18 protein-coding genes are annotated in these 21,612 nt (G+C 37.8%); 16 read left to right on the forward strand and 2 right to left on the reverse strand.

Annotated features, from left to right (window positions below; genetic code table 11):
- Positions 1-6: 6 nt before the first annotated feature.
- The 13 genes from tilS (at position 7) to DCS32_RS10425 (ending at position 15,315) form a co-directional block, all read left to right on the forward strand.
- On the forward strand, positions 7-1,314 hold the full coding sequence (gene tilS, locus DCS32_RS10370; RefSeq protein ID WP_108878191.1) for a tRNA lysidine(34) synthetase TilS: 1,308 nt from the start codon (positions 7-9) through the stop codon (positions 1,312-1,314).
- Positions 1,311-3,320: a protein-disulfide reductase DsbD family protein gene (locus DCS32_RS10375; protein WP_108878192.1), complete on the forward strand. Its 2,010-nt coding sequence runs from the start codon at positions 1,311-1,313 to the stop codon at positions 3,318-3,320. The genes tilS and DCS32_RS10375 overlap by 4 nt, the downstream gene beginning before the upstream one ends.
- Positions 3,321-5,198, forward strand: a complete 1,878-nt coding sequence (locus DCS32_RS10380) for a CocE/NonD family hydrolase (protein ID WP_108878193.1) — start codon at positions 3,321-3,323, stop codon at positions 5,196-5,198.
- Positions 5,199-5,306: 108 nt separating this feature from the next.
- Complete coding sequence (locus tag DCS32_RS16135; protein ID WP_204161772.1) at positions 5,307-5,741, forward strand: helix-turn-helix domain-containing protein; 435 nt, start codon at positions 5,307-5,309, stop codon at positions 5,739-5,741.
- Positions 5,705-6,586 carry an IS3 family transposase gene (locus DCS32_RS10385; protein ID WP_204161822.1) on the forward strand — a complete coding sequence of 294 codons (882 nt, stop codon included), beginning with the start codon at positions 5,705-5,707 and terminating at the stop codon, positions 6,584-6,586. The genes DCS32_RS16135 and DCS32_RS10385 overlap by 37 nt, the downstream gene beginning before the upstream one ends.
- A gap of 131 nt (positions 6,587-6,717) precedes the next feature.
- The gene (locus DCS32_RS10390) at positions 6,718-6,978 is read left to right on the forward strand and encodes a transposase family protein (RefSeq protein ID WP_239057517.1); all 261 of its coding nucleotides are present in this window, start codon (positions 6,718-6,720) and stop codon (positions 6,976-6,978) included.
- A gap of 19 nt (positions 6,979-6,997) precedes the next feature.
- On the forward strand, positions 6,998-7,951 hold the full coding sequence (locus tag DCS32_RS10395; RefSeq protein ID WP_108876992.1) for a transposase: 954 nt from the start codon (positions 6,998-7,000) through the stop codon (positions 7,949-7,951).
- A gap of 552 nt (positions 7,952-8,503) precedes the next feature.
- Positions 8,504-10,042, forward strand: coding sequence for a YifB family Mg chelatase-like AAA ATPase (locus tag DCS32_RS10400; RefSeq protein WP_108878194.1), 1,539 nt, complete (start codon positions 8,504-8,506; stop codon positions 10,040-10,042).
- A gap of 162 nt (positions 10,043-10,204) precedes the next feature.
- Complete coding sequence (locus tag DCS32_RS10405) at positions 10,205-11,740, forward strand: PAS domain-containing sensor histidine kinase (protein WP_108878195.1); 1,536 nt, start codon at positions 10,205-10,207, stop codon at positions 11,738-11,740.
- 71 nt (positions 11,741-11,811) lie between these two features.
- Positions 11,812-13,035, forward strand: a complete 1,224-nt coding sequence (locus DCS32_RS10410; RefSeq protein WP_108878196.1) for an Nramp family divalent metal transporter — start codon at positions 11,812-11,814, stop codon at positions 13,033-13,035.
- Entirely contained in the window at positions 13,032-13,763 is a 732-nt protein-coding gene (pxpA, locus tag DCS32_RS10415) for a 5-oxoprolinase subunit PxpA (protein ID WP_108878197.1), read from the forward strand. Before DCS32_RS10410 ends, pxpA begins: the two co-directional genes overlap by 4 nt.
- Entirely contained in the window at positions 13,763-14,455 is a 693-nt protein-coding gene (pxpB, locus tag DCS32_RS10420) for a 5-oxoprolinase subunit PxpB (RefSeq protein WP_108878198.1), read from the forward strand. The genes pxpA and pxpB overlap by 1 nt, the downstream gene beginning before the upstream one ends.
- The gene (locus DCS32_RS10425; protein WP_108878199.1) at positions 14,452-15,315 is read left to right on the forward strand and encodes a biotin-dependent carboxyltransferase family protein; all 864 of its coding nucleotides are present in this window, start codon (positions 14,452-14,454) and stop codon (positions 15,313-15,315) included. The genes pxpB and DCS32_RS10425 overlap by 4 nt, the downstream gene beginning before the upstream one ends.
- On the opposite strand, the gene DCS32_RS10430 is transcribed toward DCS32_RS10425, so the two are convergent.
- Together DCS32_RS10430 and DCS32_RS10435 are read right to left on the reverse strand one after the other, a co-directional pair.
- Complete coding sequence (locus tag DCS32_RS10430) at positions 15,298-15,603, reverse strand: hypothetical protein (protein ID WP_108878200.1); 306 nt, start codon at positions 15,601-15,603, stop codon at positions 15,298-15,300. The genes DCS32_RS10425 and DCS32_RS10430 overlap by 18 nt on opposite strands.
- Positions 15,604-15,707: 104 nt before the next feature.
- Positions 15,708-17,081, reverse strand: coding sequence for an aldehyde dehydrogenase (locus tag DCS32_RS10435; protein WP_108878201.1), 1,374 nt, complete (start codon positions 17,079-17,081; stop codon positions 15,708-15,710).
- A 337-nt stretch (positions 17,082-17,418) separates the two neighbouring features.
- Between DCS32_RS10435 and ilvD the strand changes: the two genes are divergently transcribed.
- From ilvD to ilvN, 3 genes are all read left to right on the forward strand, one after another.
- On the forward strand, positions 17,419-19,098 hold the full coding sequence (gene ilvD, locus DCS32_RS10440) for a dihydroxy-acid dehydratase (RefSeq protein ID WP_108878202.1): 1,680 nt from the start codon (positions 17,419-17,421) through the stop codon (positions 19,096-19,098).
- A 126-nt stretch (positions 19,099-19,224) separates the two neighbouring features.
- The gene (ilvB, locus tag DCS32_RS10445; RefSeq protein ID WP_108878203.1) at positions 19,225-20,949 is read left to right on the forward strand and encodes a biosynthetic-type acetolactate synthase large subunit; all 1,725 of its coding nucleotides are present in this window, start codon (positions 19,225-19,227) and stop codon (positions 20,947-20,949) included.
- Positions 20,950-21,024: 75 nt separating this feature from the next.
- Entirely contained in the window at positions 21,025-21,582 is a 558-nt protein-coding gene (gene ilvN, locus DCS32_RS10450) for an acetolactate synthase small subunit (RefSeq protein WP_108878204.1), read from the forward strand.
- Positions 21,583-21,612 lie beyond the last annotated feature (30 nt).

Consider the following 21,612-nt stretch of genomic DNA (forward strand, 5'->3'; position numbering starts at 1 on the left):
GTAAGGATGCTTGAGGATTTTAAGCACCATATCGCACAAGATTTACCATTTCTTCTTGATAGTAAGATACTCGTTACTGTAAGTGGCGGGCTTGATAGCATGCTCTTATTACAGCTATGTCGCCAGGCAGGGCTTACTATAAGTGTAGCACACTGTAATTTTAATTTAAGAGGAGTAGAGAGTGACGGTGATCAAGCTTTTGTTACAAGCTATTGTACGCTTCACAACATTCCTATTTATATAAAAGGGTTTGATACTTCTGCTTACGCGAAAACTTCCAAGACATCAACTCAGATCGCCGCAAGAGAACTTCGCTATCAGTGGTTTAAAGAACTTTCGGTTGCCGAAAGTTTAGATTTCATTTTAACTGCTCATCATCTCAACGATGATTTGGAGACATTTCTCATTAATTTAGGTCGTGGTACGGGTATAAAAGGACTCACAGGAATACCTGTGGTAAATGGAGAGATTGTGCGCCCTTTGCTCAAATTTTCGCGAAAGCAACTAAAAAATTATGCTTTAAAAGAAGATTTGCAATGGCGAGAAGATAGCAGTAATGCAACAGATAATTATGTGCGTAATCATATACGCCATCATGCAATACCTAATCTAGAGGAAGCTCAACCAAATATCCTCAAAGGGTTGCAGCATACGCAGGAGCACTTAAAACAAAGTGAACGTTTGCTGAAAGTTTATACAGGCCAATTACGACAACAATTTATAACCGAATCAAATGGTGAGGAAGTCGTAAATCTAGTAGCACTTAAACAGCATTCAGAGCCGGAAGCCGTGTTGTATCAATTATTATCACCTTATGGGTTTACTGCTTGGGATGACATTTATAAGTTGCCACAGGCGCAGTCTGGAAAAGAGGTTACGTCGAGTACGCATCGCTTATTAAAGGATAGAGATAAGTTAATTATTTCTGTAATTAAAGAGGAAGCAACACGTTCTTATCAATGGCAGCAAGGAGAGGAACGTATTGAAGGAGATTTTGGAATACTGTCTGTGGGAGAAGGAACTGTTTTAACTAGTTTGTCGAAGCAAGAGATAGTAGTAGATGCAGCGCATCTAGGGTACCCACTTACCATTAGAAAGTGGCAAGATGGTGATTACTTTTATCCTTATGGGATGAAGGGAAAGAAGAAGTTGAGTAAGTATTTCAAAGATGAAAAGTTATCTTTGATAGCAAAAGAAAAGGTCTGGCTTTTGTGCATTGATAATGCTGTAATATGGGTGATAGGTCACAGAGCAGACGACCGTTTTAAAGTAGTTGATACTACACAAAAAATAATAAAATTTACAATTATATGACGCGTAAAGCATTCATTATAGCAACTTCTCTACTATTATTTATAGTTAGCGGAGTAGCCGCACAAGGATTTGGCATCACTCAAGTAACACTTGATCCCGTAGCCTGGGAAGGATCTGTAGAGAAAGTGTCAGACACGGAGTATGTCTTGCATTACCAAGCTACCGTAGAGGATGGATGGTACATCTATGCTCAAGAAACTCCAGCTGGAATTCCTTTTAATTTTGAGTTTTTACAAAAGGATGCAGGTATCACTCGTGAGAAATTTGCACTAGAGAGCGAGACCAAAACCGCTTACGATGAGATTTTTGAAGAGGATGTGATTAAATATGCAGGACAACGTCCTAGGCTATCTATGCCTATTACGCTAACAGATAAAGATATTACCATTGTCAAGTCGGTTATAAACTATCAGGTATGTAAAGAAGTATGTATTCCTCAAGACTTTTATATTGCTCACAACCTCAAAACGGGTAAAGTTAAAGCCTTTACAGATTATAATGAGTTTGAAAAATATGGAGCAACGCCAGCACAAAAAGATAAAGGAGAAGAAGAGGAAGGTGTGATAGACGATAATGGACCTAGTAACAAAGGTTTGTGGGCTACATTTTTTCTATCTTTTCTAGGAGGTCTTGCAGCTCTTTTTACACCTTGTGTATTCCCTATGATCCCTATGACGGTGAGCTATTTTACAAAACAAAGTAAATCTCGAGCTGCCGGTATACGTAATGCTATCATTTATGGCATCTCTATCATTATTATATATGTAGTACTGGGACTCACAGTAACTGGTATTTTTGGAGCTACCGCAATTGTTGAGGTCTCTACTAGTGTTACTTTTAATCTAGTGTTCTTTATATTACTAGTAGTATTTGCCGTTTCATTTTTCGGAGCCTTTGAGATTATGCTTCCTCAAAAATGGGCAAATAAGATAGACAGCAAAGCAGATCGTGGAGGATTTGCAGGTATATTTTTTATGGCGCTTGCACTCGCTATCGTTTCCTTCAGCTGTACGGGTCCTATAGTAGGCGTTGCGCTAGTACAATCTATTACAGAAGGTGGTATTACCCCAGTAATAAGTATGCTTGGTTTTTCTACTGCTATAGCACTGCCATTTGCACTATTTGCAATGTTTCCAGGGTGGTTAAATAGTTTGCCAAAATCTGGCGGATGGCTCAATACGGTAAAAGTAGTTTTAGGATTTTTAGAGCTTGGACTAGCACTCAAGTTTTTATCAAATGCAGATTTGGTAATTGATGGTCATTATCTAGAGCGTGAGGTATTTTTAGTATTGCTTATTGCAATCATGGTTGGGCTAGCATTGTATTTATTTGGTAAAATTCAACTATCACATGACACAGAAGTAAAGAATATCTCTGTGGGCAGATTACTACTAGGGATAATTACTACTGCTTTCATTTTATACCTCATTCCTGGATTATGGGGTGCGCCACTCAAACTCATAAGTGGTTTCCCACCGCCTATGAATTATAGCGAGTCGCCTTATGGAATAGCAGGGCAGGCTACACTCTCTAATAGTACGGCAGAGTTTCCAGAAAATGCAGAGATAGGACCGCACGGGTTATTATCCTTTACAGATTATGAAGCAGGTATGGAGTATGCCCGTAAAGAGAGAAAACCTGTACTGCTAGATTTCACTGGAAAAGCTTGTGTAAACTGTCGTCGTATGGAAGAGTTAGTGTGGTCTAAACCGGGCGTGTTAAATATCTTAAAGAATGATGTTGTTTTGATATCTTTATACGGAGATTCTCAAGAAGAGCTTCCAGAAGCCGAGCAGGGAGTAAGTGCTTCAGGACGTCGCATTAAAACAGTAGGTAACAAGTGGAGTAACTTCCAGATAGAGCGTTATAATCTTGTTGCAGCGCCATATTATGTAATGCTGGATCATGATGAAAAACCATTAAACAAGCCTGTAGCTTATACTCCTGATGCAAAAAAGTATGAAAACTGGCTTAAAACTGCCATCACAACCTTTAACAATCAATAAATGAATTACACCTTTAAACTACTTTGTATAGTATGCTTTTTTGCTTTCGCGAAAGCGTCATCTGCACAATCACGAGAAACTATCTTAGATACCACCTATCAAGTTTCTGAGCATTATAACAAACAAGAAGTGCGCATCAAAATGAGAGATGGCGTGCATCTTCATACTACCATTTACTCGCCAAAGGATACCTCAAAATCGTATCCTATTTTAATGCAGCGCACGCCATACAGTTCAAAGCCATATGGCGAAGGGCAAATGCGTACGGCGATAGCTCCTAATGCTTATTTAATGCAGGAGGGTAATATTATCGTATATCAAGATGTGCGTGGTCGCTGGATGAGTGAAGGTAAATATGATAACATGCGGGCATTTATTCCTAATAAAACAGGAACCCAAATAGATGAAGCTAGTGATACCTATGATACGATAGAGTGGTTAGTAAATAACGTAGAGAATAATAACGGAAACGTAGGGACATGGGGAATTTCTTACCCTGGATTTTATGCAACTTATTCTTTGTTAAGTGGTCATCCAGCTTTAAAAGCGGCATCACCACAAGCATGTATAGGCGATTTCTTTTTTGATGATTTTCATCACAATGGAGCTTATTTGTTAAGCTACTGGAGAGCAACTGCAGTTTTTGGTTACCAGAAAGATGCTCCTACTACAGAGTCTTGGTATGATTTTCCAGATTTAGATAGTGATGACCAGTTTGACTTTTTCTTAAAAACAGGACCTTTATCGAACTTAGATAAGTATTACGATGAGACTAATGAGTTCTGGACGCAATTAAAAGAGCACCCTAACTATGATGAATTTTGGGAATCTAGAGGGATTATCCAGCACTTAGAAAATATAGAGCCTGCTGTAATGGTCGTAGGCGGACTTTATGATGCCGAAGATTTATATGGACCTTGGGAAACTTACAAGAATATAGAGAAGCGTAGTAATAACTATAATACTGTTGTTTTTGGACCATGGAGTCATGGAGACTGGGCTCGTAATAAGCCGAGACAAGCAGTGGGTAATGTTTATTTTGGCGATAATATTTCAGACTATTTTCAAAGAGATATTGAGACAAAATTCTTTAATCACTTTTTAAAAGGAGGTGATAAAGGGGAAGCAACAGGATTACCAGAAGCACACGTTTTTGACTCAGGAAGTAAAGAATGGAACTCTTTTGAGCAATGGCCACCTAAAAAATCGATGAAAGCTTCTTTCTTTTTAGGAAAAGACAATGCTCTTACGGGAAGTCCTTCTACAAAGTATGATGCAGAGAAGTTTGTAAGTGATCCAGCAAACCCAGTACCATATGCAGAGGGTAAAAAGATGGTATTTACACCACGTAAATATATGTCTGATGACCAACGTTTTGCTGCAGCGCGTGAGGATGTATTGGTATATGAAACACCGGTACTTGATGATGATTTGACGCTAGTAGGAGATATCATGGCAAAGCTTAATGTAGCCACTACAGGAACATCTGCAGATTGGATTGTAAAAATTATAGATGTATACCCAGATGATGTACCTAACACTCAAGAAACAGAAGAAGGTGTAGAGATGGCAGGATATCACCAGATGGTACGTAGTGAGGTAATGCGCGGTCGTTTTAGAAAGAGCTTTGAACGCCCTCAGCCATTTGTTGCGGGAGAGAAAGATGAGGTTTTTGTGAAGCTACAAGATGTGCTTCACACGTTTAAAAAGGGACATAAATTGCAAGTGCAAATACAAAGCACATGGTTTCCTCTTATAGATTTAAATCCGCAGACGTATGTGGATAATATCTTTGAAGCAAAGGAAGAAGATTTTACTAAGCAAACACATAGTGTATTCCACTCTTCAAAAATTGAATTTAATATTCTTACCAAGTAAGAGTACTAATCACAATAATCAAAAAAAGCCTGAGAAATTAATTTCTCAGGCTTTTTTGTATAAGTATTGTCCCGTCCTGAAATAGCGATACACTAAATTTTTAGCGTAATGAAAACTTCAGTAAAAGCTGGGTACGTTAAGCGTACTCAAAAAGATTATTCGATTTCTTTCAAGCTTCAAGTCGTTGAAGAAATTGAGTTAGGTCATTTAAGTAGAACAGAAGCCTGTCATAAGTATGGCATACAAGCAAAGTCTACAATTCGAGAATGGCTCAGAAAATATGGTAACTTTGATTGGGAACACCAATCTCAAACTACTGTGAACAAGACACCCGAACAAAAGATATTAGAGCTAGAGGCTAAAGTTAAACTACTGGAGAAACAGAAAGCAAGAGCAGAGCATCTTGCCGAACGAGCAGATAAGAAGGTTATTATCTTTGATATGCTTGTTGATATGGCTGAGAAGGAATATGATATCCAGATTAGAAAAAATTACAAACCCGAGTTATCGACCACTTTAAAGAAGAACACAAAGAAACGTTAGTTTCTACCTGTGATTTACTCGGGGTAAACAGACAGGTTTACTATAGATCTATTAAATCAAGAGTACATAAACAGTCAATAGCTCAAAAGGTTATTGTGCTAGTTCGTGACATACGAGTCTGTATGCCTGAGCTAGGCACTCGTAAACTGTACTATATTCTTAAAGAAAAGCTATCGGTATTAAATGTTGGCAGAGATAGACTCTTTAGAATATTACGCGCTAATCATATGCTTATAAAACCTAAGCGGAGCTATCATATTACAACAGACTCGCATCATCGTTTTAGAAAGCATAAGAATTTAGTAAGCACCATCGAGATTGAAAAACCAGAATCTGTTTGGGTAAGCGATATAACCTATGTTGGAACTAGAATCAATCCATCATATCTGGCACTTGTTACAGATGCGTATTCTAAGAAAATTGTTGGTTATAATGTGTCTAACAGCTTATCCCTAAACGGTTCGTTATTAGCCTTGGATATGGCTGTGAAAAGTAGAGAATATAAAGCGAGGCCTTTGATACATCATTCAGATAGAGGTCTACAGTATTGCGCTAATGAGTATCAAAAACTCTTAAAGAAAAATGATATAAAAGCTAGTACGACAGAAAAATATGATCCTTACGAAAACGCAATTGCAGAGAGAATCAATGGAATCTTAAAGCAAGAGTTCAATATAGCCAAGAATATAAAAGATCTAAGTCTAAAAAAAGAACTCATTAAAAATGCAATAACTATTTACAACAATAGAAGACCACATCTATCAAACCATATGCTAACTCCAATGCAAATGCACAAACAACAAATCCTAAAAAGAAAACGGATCATTCTCAAAAGTTGTGTGTGAATTGGATAATTTTTAGATTTTTGTAATAAAGCCTAGCCTTGGACAACTATCTAGAATTACTAAAACTCATTCTCCCAGAATTTCTCATTAACCACTTCGATCTGGTCAGAAACACCAAGAATGGTGAAGTAATGCATCTTTATTTTGAGGAGCGTAACGAGACTCCAAAAGAAGAATATATCCGCATACTTATTGCACACGGTTTTCACAAAGAGGTCACGATTCAAGATTTTCCTCTACGTGGCAATACTGTTTATCTCCACGTAAAGCGACGCAGGTGGATTGACAAGCAAACCAAAGAGATAGTTCAAAGAGACTGGAACCTAGTAGCACAGGGAACACGGATGACCGCCGAGTTTGCTGATTTTTTAAAAGAAATTAGTCAATACTAGAGCCTCGGACTGTCATACTATCGGGCGTTTTTATGGCGTTAATGGAAAGAAGCTACAGCGCCAGTACAAAGATTATCTAAGTGACTTTAAAAACTGGGATCAAAAGAAGCACGCAAAACAGTACCTGATTTTTCCAGAGAATATAGGACCTTACTTATCTATAGACGAGACCGCATTATCCAAAGGAGAACTCTATACGATTATTACCAATAAAAAAGCCAAAGGAAAGAAAGGCAGTATTGTTGCCATCTTCAAGGGAACAAAAGCAGAACCAATCATAGCACAACTGCTGAAAATATCTGCTAAGAAAAGAGCCAAGGTAATAGAGATAACCCTTGATATGGCTAACACTATGAAAACTATTTGTAAAAAATGTTTCCCGAAAGCTATACAGGTTACAGACCGATTCCATGTACAAAAACTAGCACTAGAGGCGCTACAAGACATTCGTGTCAAACATAGATGGGAAGCAATAGACCTAGAGAATGAAAACATAAAACTAGCACGAGTCAACAACACACCCCATCAACCTGAAATCTTTGAAAATGGTGATACCAGAAAGCAGCTTTTAGCAAGAAGTAGATATCTACTTTATAAAGCACCCAGCAAATGGACAAAAAATCAACACCACAGAAGTAAAGTTCTCTTCAAGGAATATCCAGATATAAAAACTGCATTTAATCTAGTACAAGGTCTAATAAATATCTTTAATACAGGAAGATCAATAGAAACAGCATATACCAAATTAGCACACTGGTACAGTGACGTCGAAAAAACAGGTTACAAAGCATTTAATTCAATCGTAAACACGATAAGCCTTAACTATAGATCAATATTAAACTACTTTATAAATAGAAGCACAAACGCGTCAGCAGAATCATTCAATGCGAAAATCAAGGCGTTTAGAGCTCAATTTAGAGGTGTGAAAAATGTAGAATTCTTTCTTTATAGATTAACAACAATATTTGCATAAACACAACAATTGGTCTTGATCCAAGAAAACAATACAAAACAAAAAAGCTGAACAATGATATCATTGTTCAGCTTTAAATAATTAATTTAATCCTTTAATAATCTGTATCGGTTATTTAGGACTAGACATATAGTTGTAAAAAGAAAAACACCCCTGCAAAGCAGGGATGCCTTTCACCCCTAAATTCATGATAGCTAAATGAATAGCTCACAGTCCCCTAATCTCTTAGGTGCGCCAAATATAACCTACATTTTCTAGTTAGCGATAACTTTTCTCGGTAAAAAGTTAATTTTTAATGATTTAAAAAGAAAAGCACCTTTGCGAGTGCAGAGATGCCTTTCACCCCTAAATAATGTCTACTATATTATGATATTCTTAATATGACTTGTTGTGTATAGTTTTTTTATAATGGATTAAGAATCCTATTATTTATTGTAAAAGTAGGGTGATTTTACAAGATGCTGTAGGGGTGTTTGCCCCTAATACAGCTTATTGAAAATGTAGGGTTTGATTACCAGAGTATTACCTATATTTATGCAAACAATTGATTAGATGCTAACTAAGGTTTATGGAAGTGCTGTTTTTGGGGTAGATGCTACTACAATTACAATAGAGGTAAATGTAGATAAGGGAGTAGGCTACCACTTAGTAGGGCTACCAGATAACGCAATCAAGGAAAGCAGCTATCGTATTGCAGCAGCATTACAGAATAATGGCTACAAAATACCAGGGAAGAAACTTATTCTTAATATGTCTCCAGCAGATTTACGTAAGGAAGGATCTGCATATGATTTACCGCTTGCTACAGGTATACTTATCGCCACCGAACAAATTAAAGGAGATGATGTAGAGAAGTATATCCTTATGGGAGAACTTTCTCTCGATGGAGGTTTACAGCCTATAAAGGGAGCTTTGCCTATTGCGATAAAAGCAAGAGAAGAAGGGTATAAAGGATTTATTTTACCCGCTCAAAATGCAAAAGAAGCAGCGATTGTAGATGGACTTGATGTATATGGTGTAAAAAACATAAGCGAAGTAATTGCCTTTTTTGATAAAGGAACACCTCTTGAAGCTACCGTTATAGATACTAGAGCGGAGTTTTATAAAAATCTTGAGCATCCAGAGTTTGACTTTGCAGATGTAAAAGGTCAAGAATCTATCAAACGCTGCATGGAAATTGCAGCTGCGGGAGGTCATAATATCATACTCATAGGGCCACCAGGATCTGGTAAAACTATGCTTAGTAAAAGACTGCCAAGTATTTTACCTCCCATGTCCCTTAGAGAAGCGCTGGAAACCACTAAGATTCATTCTGTGGTAGGACGAGTTAAAGAGCATCAAGGTCTCATGTCTGAGCGACCTTTTAGAAGTCCGCACCATACTATAAGTGATGTGGCTCTTGTGGGCGGTGGTGCTTACCCTCAACCTGGTGAGATATCTCTATCTCATAATGGTGTTTTATTTCTAGATGAACTACCAGAATTCAAGCGTTCGGTATTAGAAGTGATGAGACAGCCACTAGAAGATAGAGAGGTCACAATATCTAGAGCGCGATTTACGGTTACCTATCCTTCTAGTTTTATGCTCGTAGCGAGTATGAATCCTAGTCCTGGAGGTTATTTTAATGATCCTAACGCTCCAGTTACTAGCAGTCCAGCAGAGATGCAGCGCTATTTAAGTAAAATATCTGGACCGCTGCTTGATCGCATTGATATACATATAGAAGTAACGCCTGTTCCTTTTGAAAAGCTTAGTGATGAGACGAAGGCAGAGTCAAGTGTTGATATACGCAAACGTGTAACGGCAGCGAGAGAATTACAGGTAGAACGCTTTCGCGAAAGCATAAAAACCAATTATAACGCTCAGATGAATGTGAAGCAAATAAGAAAATATTGCGCACTTGACGATGCATCAAAAGAGTTATTAAAAACTGCGATGGAACGTTTAAATCTATCTGCTAGGGCTTATGATCGTATTTTAAAAGTTTCAAGAACGATAGCAGATCTCGAAGGTGCTGCTATTGTTACGGGAACTCATATATCTGAAGCAATACAATATAGAAGTTTAGATCGGGATGGCTGGTTAGGTTAAAATTTTCATAATATACGGTCTGTAATCTAGGTATTTACACACTTAATCGGCTAATAATGCGTTATATCGATAAAATTACGTAAATAATTAATTTCTCTTAATGGTAAGTGTATCCGTTTTTATTAAATAATATCTTTGCCCATTAGAGTAGCCCCTTTTACTATGATGTCAAAAAAAAATACCTTAAACGAGAGCTCTCAAGATGCAGTAAGTCTTGATAGTTTGAGCAAATTCTTAGATCAAGTAGAGGGCTTTTTCTTTAGAATTGAGTTTGATAAGCGTTCTAAGAAGTATACGTTTCCATTTATTACACAAAATGCAGAACCGCTATACGGCCTTACTCAAGAGTTTTTGCAAGATAATGAGGATGTAATTCCAGAATTAATACATGTAGATGATAGAAAAATTGTTCTAGACGCTATTTATCTATCTATGCAGACGTTTGAGCCGTGGATTCAAAAATTTAGATTTTTATTACCATCAGGAATACATGGATGGGTGAATATACATGCTACACCAGAAAATCTTTCTGATGATGTTGTAAGCTGGCACGGCTATGCTACAGATATAACCGAGATGAAAAATACTCAGTTAGAATTACTTAGTGTTAAAGAGCGTTTTGAGTTTGCTCTTGAAGGTTCGGAAATTGGTGTCTGGGATTGGGATATTCAAAATGATGAAGTGTACTATTCAGATAAGTCATTAGAATTTCTAGAGATTCCTAGAGATAGACTGTTGCTGAGTGATAGTACATGGACAGATAAAGTACATCCAGATGATAAGCAAATGTATTTTGATGATATGAATGCATACTTTGAGGGACGTACTAAATACTATTCAGGGCAACATCGTATTTTTTCTTCAAGCGGGACATATAAGTGGATTCAAGATAAGGGGAAGGCTGTAGAGTGGGATGAGAATGGAAAGCCATCTCGTATGATAGGAACTCATGTTGATATTACCGCGATGAAGGAGTTTGAAGAAGATATTCTTAGCAAGAATAAACTTATAGAAAGTCATAATGGACGCCTTAAAAACTTTGCTCTCATCGTATCACATAACCTAAGAACACATGCAGGAAATCTCAAAAGTATTCTACAGCTCATAGATGATGCGGAGAGTCCAGAAGAGAAGAAAGAGCTAGCTCCTTACCTCAATGATATCTCAGACGGTTTAAGTGGTACTATTAATAACCTTAATGATATAGCTTCTTCAAATAGGAACTTATCAGATACTCCAAAGCTTATTCTCTTGAGAGAATATATAGATAAAACAATCAATACACTTCAAGCTCAAATAACTGAGAAAGATGTTGTTGTAATCTGTGATATTCCTAATGATATCCAGATTACTTATAATGCTGCATATCTTGAGAGTATTTTGTTTAATCTAATATCAAATGCAGTTAAGTATAGTGATAATAATAGGCAGTCTATCGTAAAAATTAATGCGGAGATGATTTCCATAAATGACTTGTTATTATCTGTAGAGGATAATGGATTAGGCCTTGATCTCAATGCAAATGGAGGTAAGCTGTTTGGGCTTTATAAAACATTTCACCGCAATGAAGATGCAAAAGGTTTAGGCTTATTTATGACCAAAAACCAAATAGAAGACATGGGTGATGAGATAAGTGTTTCTAGTGTAAAAGGGGAGGGTTCTATCTTTAGTGTACTCTTTAAAAATAAATTACCGTAGGTTATTATATCAGGTGTTCTCCGTACTTTGTGGTTATCAAATAAATAATCATAGCATATTGAGTGCAATAGATGAATAATAAATTCAAATTATCAGGTCCTGGTGTATTAGTAGCTGCCGCCTTTATAGGTCCGGGAACAGTCACGGTTTGTACAATTACTGGAGCTACCTATGGATTTACACTCCTATGGGCTATGGTATTATCCATTATAGCTACCATAGTGTTGCAAGAAATGGCAGCTCGCATAGGTCTTGTATCTGGTAAAGGACTAGCTGGCGTTATAAGAGATTCATTATCTAATAAAATTACACAAACCTTTGCCGTTATCTTAATGCTTAGCGCTATAGCGATAGGCAATGCAGCATATGAGGCAGGTAATATAAGTGGAGGCGTTCTAGGTATAGAAGCACTCGGTTTTTCGAGCTCATTAAGCTTGGGTACTTTGGATATTAATAGTTGGTCATTAGTGCTAGGAATCCTCGCTAGCATCATCCTATTTATTGGAAATTATAAAGTGCTAGAGCGTATACTGGTTACACTTGTTATTATCATGAGTATAGCTTTTGTAACAACGGCATTTGTGACAAAGCCAGATATACTAGCTGTTTTAAAAGGTAGTTTTATTCCTTCTTTTCCAGATGGTAGCTTACTCACGATAGTTGCACTCGTAGGTACTACGGTAGTTCCTTATAATTTATTTTTACATGCCTCATTAGTTAGTGAGAAGTGGCGTAATGAATCAGATTTGCCAGCGGCACGTCGTGACACTTTTGTTGCAGTGATTTTAGGAGGTTTGGTCAGTATGGCAATCATCATTTGTGCAGCAGCCATACAAGGAAGTGAGATAAAAAATGCTGCAGACCTTGCTCAAAGCCTAGAGCCTCTATTCGGAGATTATGCGAGGTATTTTATTGGGTTAGGATTAGGAGCAGCCGGCTTAACCTCTGCTATTACAGCACCTCTTGCAGCGGCGTATGTTGTGCAAGGTTGTTTAGGGTGGAAACGAGATCTTAAATCAGCTAAGTTTAGAGCAGTCTGGCTTACAATTCTTATGCTAGGCATTGTTTTTTCATCTATAGGGTACAGCCCTGTAGAGATCATTCAGTTTGCACAGGTAGCAAATGGTGTGTTATTACCCATAATTGCAGGTTATTTAATCTGGATAGTAAATAAACGAGATGTACTAGGTAATTATGTAAACTCATCACTTCAAAATGGAATTTCAATCGTTATTTGGTTGATCGTTTTTGTACTAGGTGCGCGCACTATCTTGAAAGTATTTGGACTGTTATGATGCATATAGATCTCAATAGCGATGTAGGTGAAGGTGTGGGGAACGAGGCTCAGTTAATGCCGTACTTAAGTTCTTGTAATATTGCTTGCGGTGGTCACGCAGGGGATACCGCAACGATGCTGGAAGTTCTCGCTTTCGCGAAAATATCTAATGTAAAAATTGGTGCTCATCCCAGTTACCCAGATCGTAAGAATTTTGGTCGTGAGGCAATGACTATTTCTCATGAACTTTTAAAAGAGTCAATAACTTCTCAAATTAAGCTTCTTATTAAACTAGCTGCAAAAAATGGCCAACACTTACATCACATAAAACCTCATGGGGCATTATATAATCAAGCTGCCAAAAATGAAAAAATAGCCCATCTCATCATAGATACCATACTTGAGATAGATGACCGTCTTGTACTCTACGTACCTCATAATTCTGTAATCGCATCGCTAGCTGTTTCAAAGCTAGCTATAAGCATAGAAGGTTTTGCAGATAGAAATTATAATGATGATTACTCATTAGTATCTCGCAGTTTACCAGATGCAGTTTTGACATCTCATAATGCAATCTTACCTCACGTATTACGCATGGTAAAGGAGCGCCAACTCAAAACAGTACACAATCTTATACTTCCTTTTGATGTAGACACACTTTGCGTTCACGGCGATACAGAAAATGCATTACAGATTGTAAAAGAAATTCATAATGCTTTTGCTCAAGGGAATATTTTAATAAAGTGATGCGGCAGTATGATTTTCATATTAGTAGGTTAGGAGACTATTCATTGTTAATTCAAATAGATAGTAAACCTTCTAAGTATCTTTTGAATTGGTTGCTCATTAAAAAAGCTGATTTGTCAAAGCTGCTCAATGCTGAGGTAGTGCACACTTATAACGAGTTGCTAGTTAAAGATTGCATTTCTGTAAATACCAACCTTGAATCTTTAATTAATCAAGTCTCAGCAGCGCTCAATGTACCAGTGTCTAGCGATGATTATAATAGCGTCGTACATAAGATCCCTGTCTGTTATAGTAGTAAGTATGCTGCAGACCTAGAGGAATATGCATCCCAAATAAAATGCACAATACCTGAGATTATAGAGATTCATACGAGTATAGAGTACCCTATCTACTTTTTAGGATTTCTTCCGGGTTTTCCATATTTAGAAAATCTTGATGCTAGATTACATCTAGATAGAAAATCTGTTCCATCGCGATTAATACCAAAGGGAAGTGTTGCCATCGGAGGAACTCAAACTGGTATTTATCCTCAAGATAGTCCTGGTGGCTGGCATGTCATTGGCAGAACTCCTATTTCGTTATTTGACGCAACAAAGGCAACACCTAGTATGTTCAAGGCGGGTGATATGATTCAATTTTATGCCATTAGCGAGTCTGATTTTGAAGAGATTACAACGTCTAATAATTTATGAATTCTTCTATTTCCATACTGCACCCAGGATTTTATACAACTGTCCAAGATAATGGTAGAAAAAGCTACGCACACCTAGGAGTTCCACAAAGTGGTGCTATGGATAAACATGCTTTTATGATTGCAAATGCTATTCTCAATAATACACCTGGTGCAGCAATGCTGGAGTGTACTTTACTGGGGCCTACTATAGAATTCAATCATAATGTCAACTTTGTAATTACTGGTAGCAATGCAGGAGCTACGCTAGATGGGGCTCAGGTAATGGAAGGCGTTCCTGTTTTGGCGAAAGCCAAACAAGTATTAAAAATGTCTAATATAAGCGGAGGCTCTAGAAGCTATCTCGCATTTGCAGGAGGAATAGATTCTCAAACAATTCTGGGTAGTAAAGGCTGGTATTTACCACTCACACCAGAAGGAAAGCTCACCGTAGGGATGGAGCTATCTTTAGGTATCTCGAAATATGGCAAATCAAAAGGTGCACATCTCAAGATGCAATCACAATCTGGGGTAATACATTCATCTGTAGCTACGATTAATACTTATGAAGGTCCTGAGTTTTCAAAGCTCACTTATAACCAGCAACAACAATTAAGTGATCATGTATTTACGGTTTCAAACTTATGGAACAGGATGGCAATACAACTTGTTGAGACATTGCCAAATGCTCTAAAAAGTATATATACAAGTCCCGTTATACCAGGAACAGTACAGCTTACACCCTCTGGTAAATTAATTATTTTAATGAATGACTGTCAGACTACAGGAGGATATCCTAGAGTACTACAAGTAGTCGCTAGTGATTTTAATAAACTGGCACAAATGCAACAGGGTAGTCAGTTTTTATTGAACGTTACTTGATTTTCTATGCTCCATGACAATATCACTTAGTAATTGCACAACGTCTCCTGTTCCTAACATTTCGTCAAGCTTTAAAGCATCTTTTTTAATAGCATCGTGCTTCATCATTGTTGTCCACAGGTTGTTTACATAATCTGCGTAGTCTTGATCTTCATTCCAGTGAGTAAGTTCAAGGCGACGACTACGGGCGTAGATTTTTTGTAAATTCAGTTTGCAAAAAATTAGGGTTGATTGCATAATAATTGGTCTGGCTTCTTTTAAACGTTCGGTTTTTGTTGGTCTTCCCATAAGAATATTATTGTGGGGGGAAAATTGAACATACGTAAAAGTACTAGGGAAGTGATTATTCTAGTAGGGGTAAATGCCCTTATTTTATTGATGTATGTAAAATACTACAACCACTTCATGAACTTCTTCAAGACACTTATTTTACCTTTATAAGGAGCATAACGCATTGGGACATCCATCCATGTAGCGCGGCTTACAATTGCCTTTGCATGACTAAAGGTGTAAAACGACATTTTGCCGTGGTAGCTTCCTATTCCTGAGTGACCTACTCCGCCAAATGGTAATTTGTCATTTACAAAATGAACAAGCGTATCATTCATCGCACCTCCTCCAAAAGAAAAGCTATTATTAAACCATTTTTTAAAAGAGCGCTTTTCAGAAAACACATAAGCGCTCAGTGGTTTTTCCATGGAATTTATAATTTTGGAAATGTCCTCTTTGGTTTCATAAGTGAGTACCGGGAGAATCGGGCCAAAAATTTCATCCTGCATTGCTTTGTCTTTTATAGTAACACTGTCAAGCACCGTAGGAGCAATGTAAAGTGTATCCTTGTCTGTATTTCCACCTTTAAATATTGTGGCGTTTTCAAGCATGCTTGAAAGTCTATCAAAGTTTTTATCACTTATGATTCTTGCAAAATCTGGAGAGACTGCAGGATCTGCGCCATATGCTTTTGTGATCTCCACGTCGAGTGCGGTGAGCAACTTATCTTTTACAGAAGTATGCACGAGTATATAATCTGGAGCAATACATGTCTGACCCGCGTTAACAAATTTTCCCCATACAATTCGCTTTGCTGCTAGTTGTATTTTGGCAGATTGATCTACGATACACGGACTTTTTCCACCTAGCTCAAGAGTTACTGGCGTGAGATGCTCTGCAGCTGCTTTGTAAACTATTTTCCCCACGGGAACACTTCCTGTAAAGAAGATATAATCCCATCGTTGTGCAAGTAATTCTTGCGCAACCTCCTTAGCTCCTTGAATAACTGCTACGTGTCCATTATCAAAAACTTCGGCAATGATCTTAGCTAATAGTTCTGACGTTTTAGGAGTGAGTTCGCTAGGTTTTAACACAACCGTATTACCAGCTGCTATTGCGCCCACTAGCGGTCCTACGGCAAGCTGGAAAGGATAATTCCACGGTGAGATCACGAGTGTAGTGCCATAAGGTTCATACATAATTTTATCACTGGATGGAAAATTTAAAAGCGATGAAGAAACTTTTTTTGGCATTTGCCATTTCCATATTTCTTTAATGGCCTTATTAAGTTCCATCATGACAATACTGATTTCTGTAGCCACACTTTCAAAAGCTGGTTTTTTAAAATCGGCAGTGAGGGCATTGATAATCTCTTGCTCGTGGTTTTTTATGCTTTCGCGAAAGCGTACCAAACAATCTTTCCTAAAAGCAATACTCTTAGTTTGTCCGGTTGCAAAATAATTTCTTTGAGTCTCTAGTAGTTGAGGAATAGTCACGGCAGTGTGTTTTTACCAAAAATAGGGACTTATTAAGGGAGCCTTGGTGATTTTCTGAAAGATTTAATATAAAGTATTGCCTAAGGATGTTGTTATTAATTCAAAAGGTGAAGAATTGAGCTCTTTTTAGTTTGTTAAGTATGAATTATATAACGCTGTTTCTTTATTAAATAAGGCGGTATATTCTTATAGAAGTATGTTTTTAATTTAATCAAGTAATTGTTATTCAGTCATTTGAGTGTAAATGTGTTAAGTTGGTTATCGGCAGCTTTATTATTATAAACTGCCTAGTTGATATTAGAATAATAATTTTAACCATTCCAAACACACCATACATTTGAAAGAACTCAATAAATACAGTAAAGCGGTCACTCAAGACCCTACGCAGCCAGCAGCACAGGCCATGCTTCACGCAATAGGCCTCACAGATGATGATTTTAAAAAACCACTTGTTGGTATTGCTAGTACAGGTTACGAAGGTAATCCATGTAATATGCATTTAAATAAGCTCGCTGTCGATATTAAAAAGGGTGTACAGACATCTGATTTAGTAGGACTGATTTACAATACAATAGGTGTAAGTGATGGTATATCGATGGGAACTCCTGGTATGCGATACTCTCTACCTTCTCGTGACATCATAGCCGATTCTATGGAAACGGTAGTGCAAGCTATGTCTTATGATGCGCTTATTACGGTGGTGGGATGTGATAAAAATATGCCTGGCGCTTTAATGGCGCAACTACGCTTAGATAGACCTTCCATACTTGTTTATGGAGGAACTATAGCGCCTGGCTGTCATGAAGATAAGAAGCTAGATGTGGTATCTGCTTTTGAAGCATGGGGAGAGAAAGTTGCAGGAACCATAAGCGAGAAAGAATTTAAGACAGTAGTAAAAAAAGCATGTCCAGGAGCAGGAGCATGTGGTGGTATGTATACTGCAAATACAATGGCTTCTGCTATAGAAGCTTTAGGAATGAGCTTACCATATACAAGTTCAAACCCAGCAGTTTCTCCAAATAAAACAGCAGAGTGCGCTAGAGTAGGAGCTGCCCTGAGAAACTTGATTGAAAAAGATATTAAGCCTTCAGATATTGTGACGCGTAAGTCATTAGAAAACGCAGTAAAACTAGTAACCGTTTTAGGCGGATCTACAAATGCGGTATTGCATTTTCTTGCAATCGCAAAAGCAGCACAAATCGATTTTAAACTTGAAGATTTTCAGAAGATAAGTGATACAACGCCATTTCTAGCAGATTTAAAACCTTCTGGAAAATACTTAATGGAAGATCTTCACAACGTAGGTGGTGTTCCTGGAGTGTTAAAATATATGCTAGATCAAGGAATGCTTCATGGAGACTGCATGACGGTAACAGGTAAAACCATTGCGGAAAACCTTGCTGAGGTTGACCATCTAAAAGCACATCAAGATGTAATTCATACCGTAGAGAATCCTATAAAAGCTACAGGGCACATCCGTATACTTTATGGAAATATAGCAAGCGAAGGTTCGGTTGCAAAGATTACTGGGAAGGAAGGATTACATTTTCGCGGAAGCGCACGTGTATTTAATGGTGAGTATGAGGCAAACGCAGGTATAGGTGCAGGTAAGGTGAAGAAAGGAGATGTTGTAGTAATACGATATGAAGGGCCGCAAGGTGGTCCAGGAATGCCAGAAATGCTCAAGCCTACAGCAGCAATTATGGGTGCAGGATTTGGTAAAGACGTAGCACTTATTACAGATGGACGATTTTCTGGAGGAACACACGGTTTTGTAGTGGGGCATATTACTCCCGAAGCACAAACCGGTGGTGGTATTGCGCTCATACAAGATGGAGATATCATTGTGATTGATGCAGAAAATAACACCATAAATATGGAGATAAGCGAGGAAGAACTGGCAAGCCGTAAGACAAACTGGATTGCTCCACCACTTAAGGTACAAAGAGGATCGCTCTACAAATATGCAAGAATGGTTTCCTCTGCAAGCGAGGGCTGTGTTACCGATGAATTCTAAAAAAAATAAAGAATCACTTTTGAGTTTTTCCTTTTGTACAGCGCAAAAGGTACTGAAAGAGTTTACATCGTTAAGAAGATAATAAACAAGGGCACGTTTTAAAAAATGCCACATAAATACCTGTATATGGAGACAAAAACCATACATAATCCATCAAAGACAACTACCACTATGAGCGGTAGCGAGGCATTAATTCACTGTTTACTGGCAGAGGGAGCAGATTTAATTTATGGATATCCCGGAGGGGCGATTATGCCATTTTATGATCAGTTACATATACATCAAGATAAGATACATCACGTACTCACACGTCATGAGCAAGGAGCTACTCATGCTGCACAAGGATTTGCTAGAGCAACCGGGAAAGTAGGCGTTGCTATTGCGACTTCAGGACCAGGAGCCACAAACCTAATTACAGGTATTGCAGATGCTCAGATAGATAGTACGCCTATGGTTTGTATTACTGGGCAAGTAGGCTCACACCTATTAGGAAGTGATGCCTTTCAAGAAACCGATATTATAGGGATTTCTACACCCGTTACAAAGTGGAATCATCAAATTACAAGTGCTAAGGAAATCCCAGAAGTACTAGCAAAAGCTTTTTATATAGCGCGTTCTGGGCGTCCAGGGCCTGTATTAATTGATATCACAAAGGATGCACAGTTCGAAGAATTTGAATTTTCTTATGAAAAATGCGAACATATACGTAGTTATGTGCCAGTTCCAGAAGTAAAGGAAGAACAATTACAAGCAGCTGCAGAGGCTATTAATAATGCAAAACAACCCATGATTGTATGGGGGCAAGGTGTTATTCTTGGTGAGGCAGAAGAGGCTTTTAAGGCCTTTATTGAAAAATCTGGAATCCCAGCTGCGTGGACAATCCTTGGGGTATCTGCAATTCGTACAGATCATCCGCTTAATGTGGGTATGGTGGGAATGCATGGCAATTATGGGCCTAATGTACTTACTAATCAATGTGATGTATTGATTGCCATTGGGATGCGTTTTGATGATCGTGTTACAGGCAATCTTGAAAGCTATGCAAAGCAGGCTAAGGTGATTCATTTTGAAATAGATCCAGCCGAGATTAATAAAAATGTAACAGCAGATATACCAGTATTAGGTAATTCTAAAGACACGCTTGAACGCATATTACCGCTTATAGAAAAGAAAGAACATACCGCGTGGCATCAAAAATTTAAAGACCATTATGATATAGAATTTGATAAAGTCATAAAGAACGACATTCACCCCACAAAGGAAGGATTGACCATGGGGGAGGTCATAGAGCTTATCAATACTAAAACAAATGGCGACGCCATTATAGTAACAGATGTTGGTCAGCATCAGATGGTAGGTATACGCTATGCAAATTTTAAAAAATCTAAGAGTAATATTACTTCTGGAGGTTTAGGGACGATGGGCTTTGCTCTTCCTGCAGCAATAGGAGCTAAGATGGGAGCGCCAGATCGCGAAGTAGTAGCGATTATAGGTGATGGTGGTTACCAGATGACCATACAAGAGCTTGGCACTATTTTTCAAACTGGAGCTGCAGTAAAGATTGTTGTGCTCAATAATGAATTTTTAGGAATGGTGCGCCAGTGGCAACAATTGTTTTTTGACAAGCGCTATGCTAGTACAGAGATGAAGAATCCTAACTTCTGTAAGATAGCAGAGGCTTACGATATTGAAGCTCAGAAAGTCACCGACAGAAGCACACTAGAAGATGCTATTACTCGTATGATTGCTTCAAAAAATAGTTTCTTTCTAGAAGTAATGGTAGAAAAAGAGGACAATGTATTCCCTATGATTCCTACAGGAGCATCAGTATCAGATATACGCTTAGCATAGTAATATCATCGATTATATAGAACAGCCTAAACGGTTTTGCTACAATAAAATAATTAGTACTTAAACTCAACATCTATGAGTGAGCAAATAACAACATATACGGTAACAATTTATAGTGAGAATAACATTGGGTTACTTAATCGGATCTCTGCTATATTTCAACGTCGTAAGATTAATATTGAGAGTCTTTCTGCTTCAGAGAGTGAGATAGATGATGTCTTTAAGTTTACACTAGTAGTAAATATTACAGAACATCAAATGGAGAAAATCAAAGGTCAGATAGAACGTCAGGTTGAGGTTATCAAAGCTTTTTATCATACCGATGAGGAGACCATTTTTACAGAAAGCGCACTTTTTAAAATCAAATCTGAGTTGCTTTTTGAAGAGCCTCAAATTCAGAATATTATAAAAGATAGCCACGCGCGCATAGTCACTGTAAATAGAGATTTCTTTGTGCTAGAAAAGTCAGGTCGTAGGTCTGAGATTGATTTGGTGCATCGTGAGTTGAAACCTTTTGGTATCATGCAGTTTACTCGTTCGGGTAGAATTGCAGTAACTAAGACAGAGATGCCTATCTCTTCATTATTGCAACAAATAAGAAATGAGCAGGAGGCCGCTTTCGCGAAAGCGTAACCCCTCAAGTACATAGTCTAAAAAAAAAAT

This window comes from Dokdonia sp. Dokd-P16 (assembly GCF_003095655.1).
Lineage (GTDB): Bacteria > Bacteroidota > Bacteroidia > Flavobacteriales > Flavobacteriaceae > Dokdonia.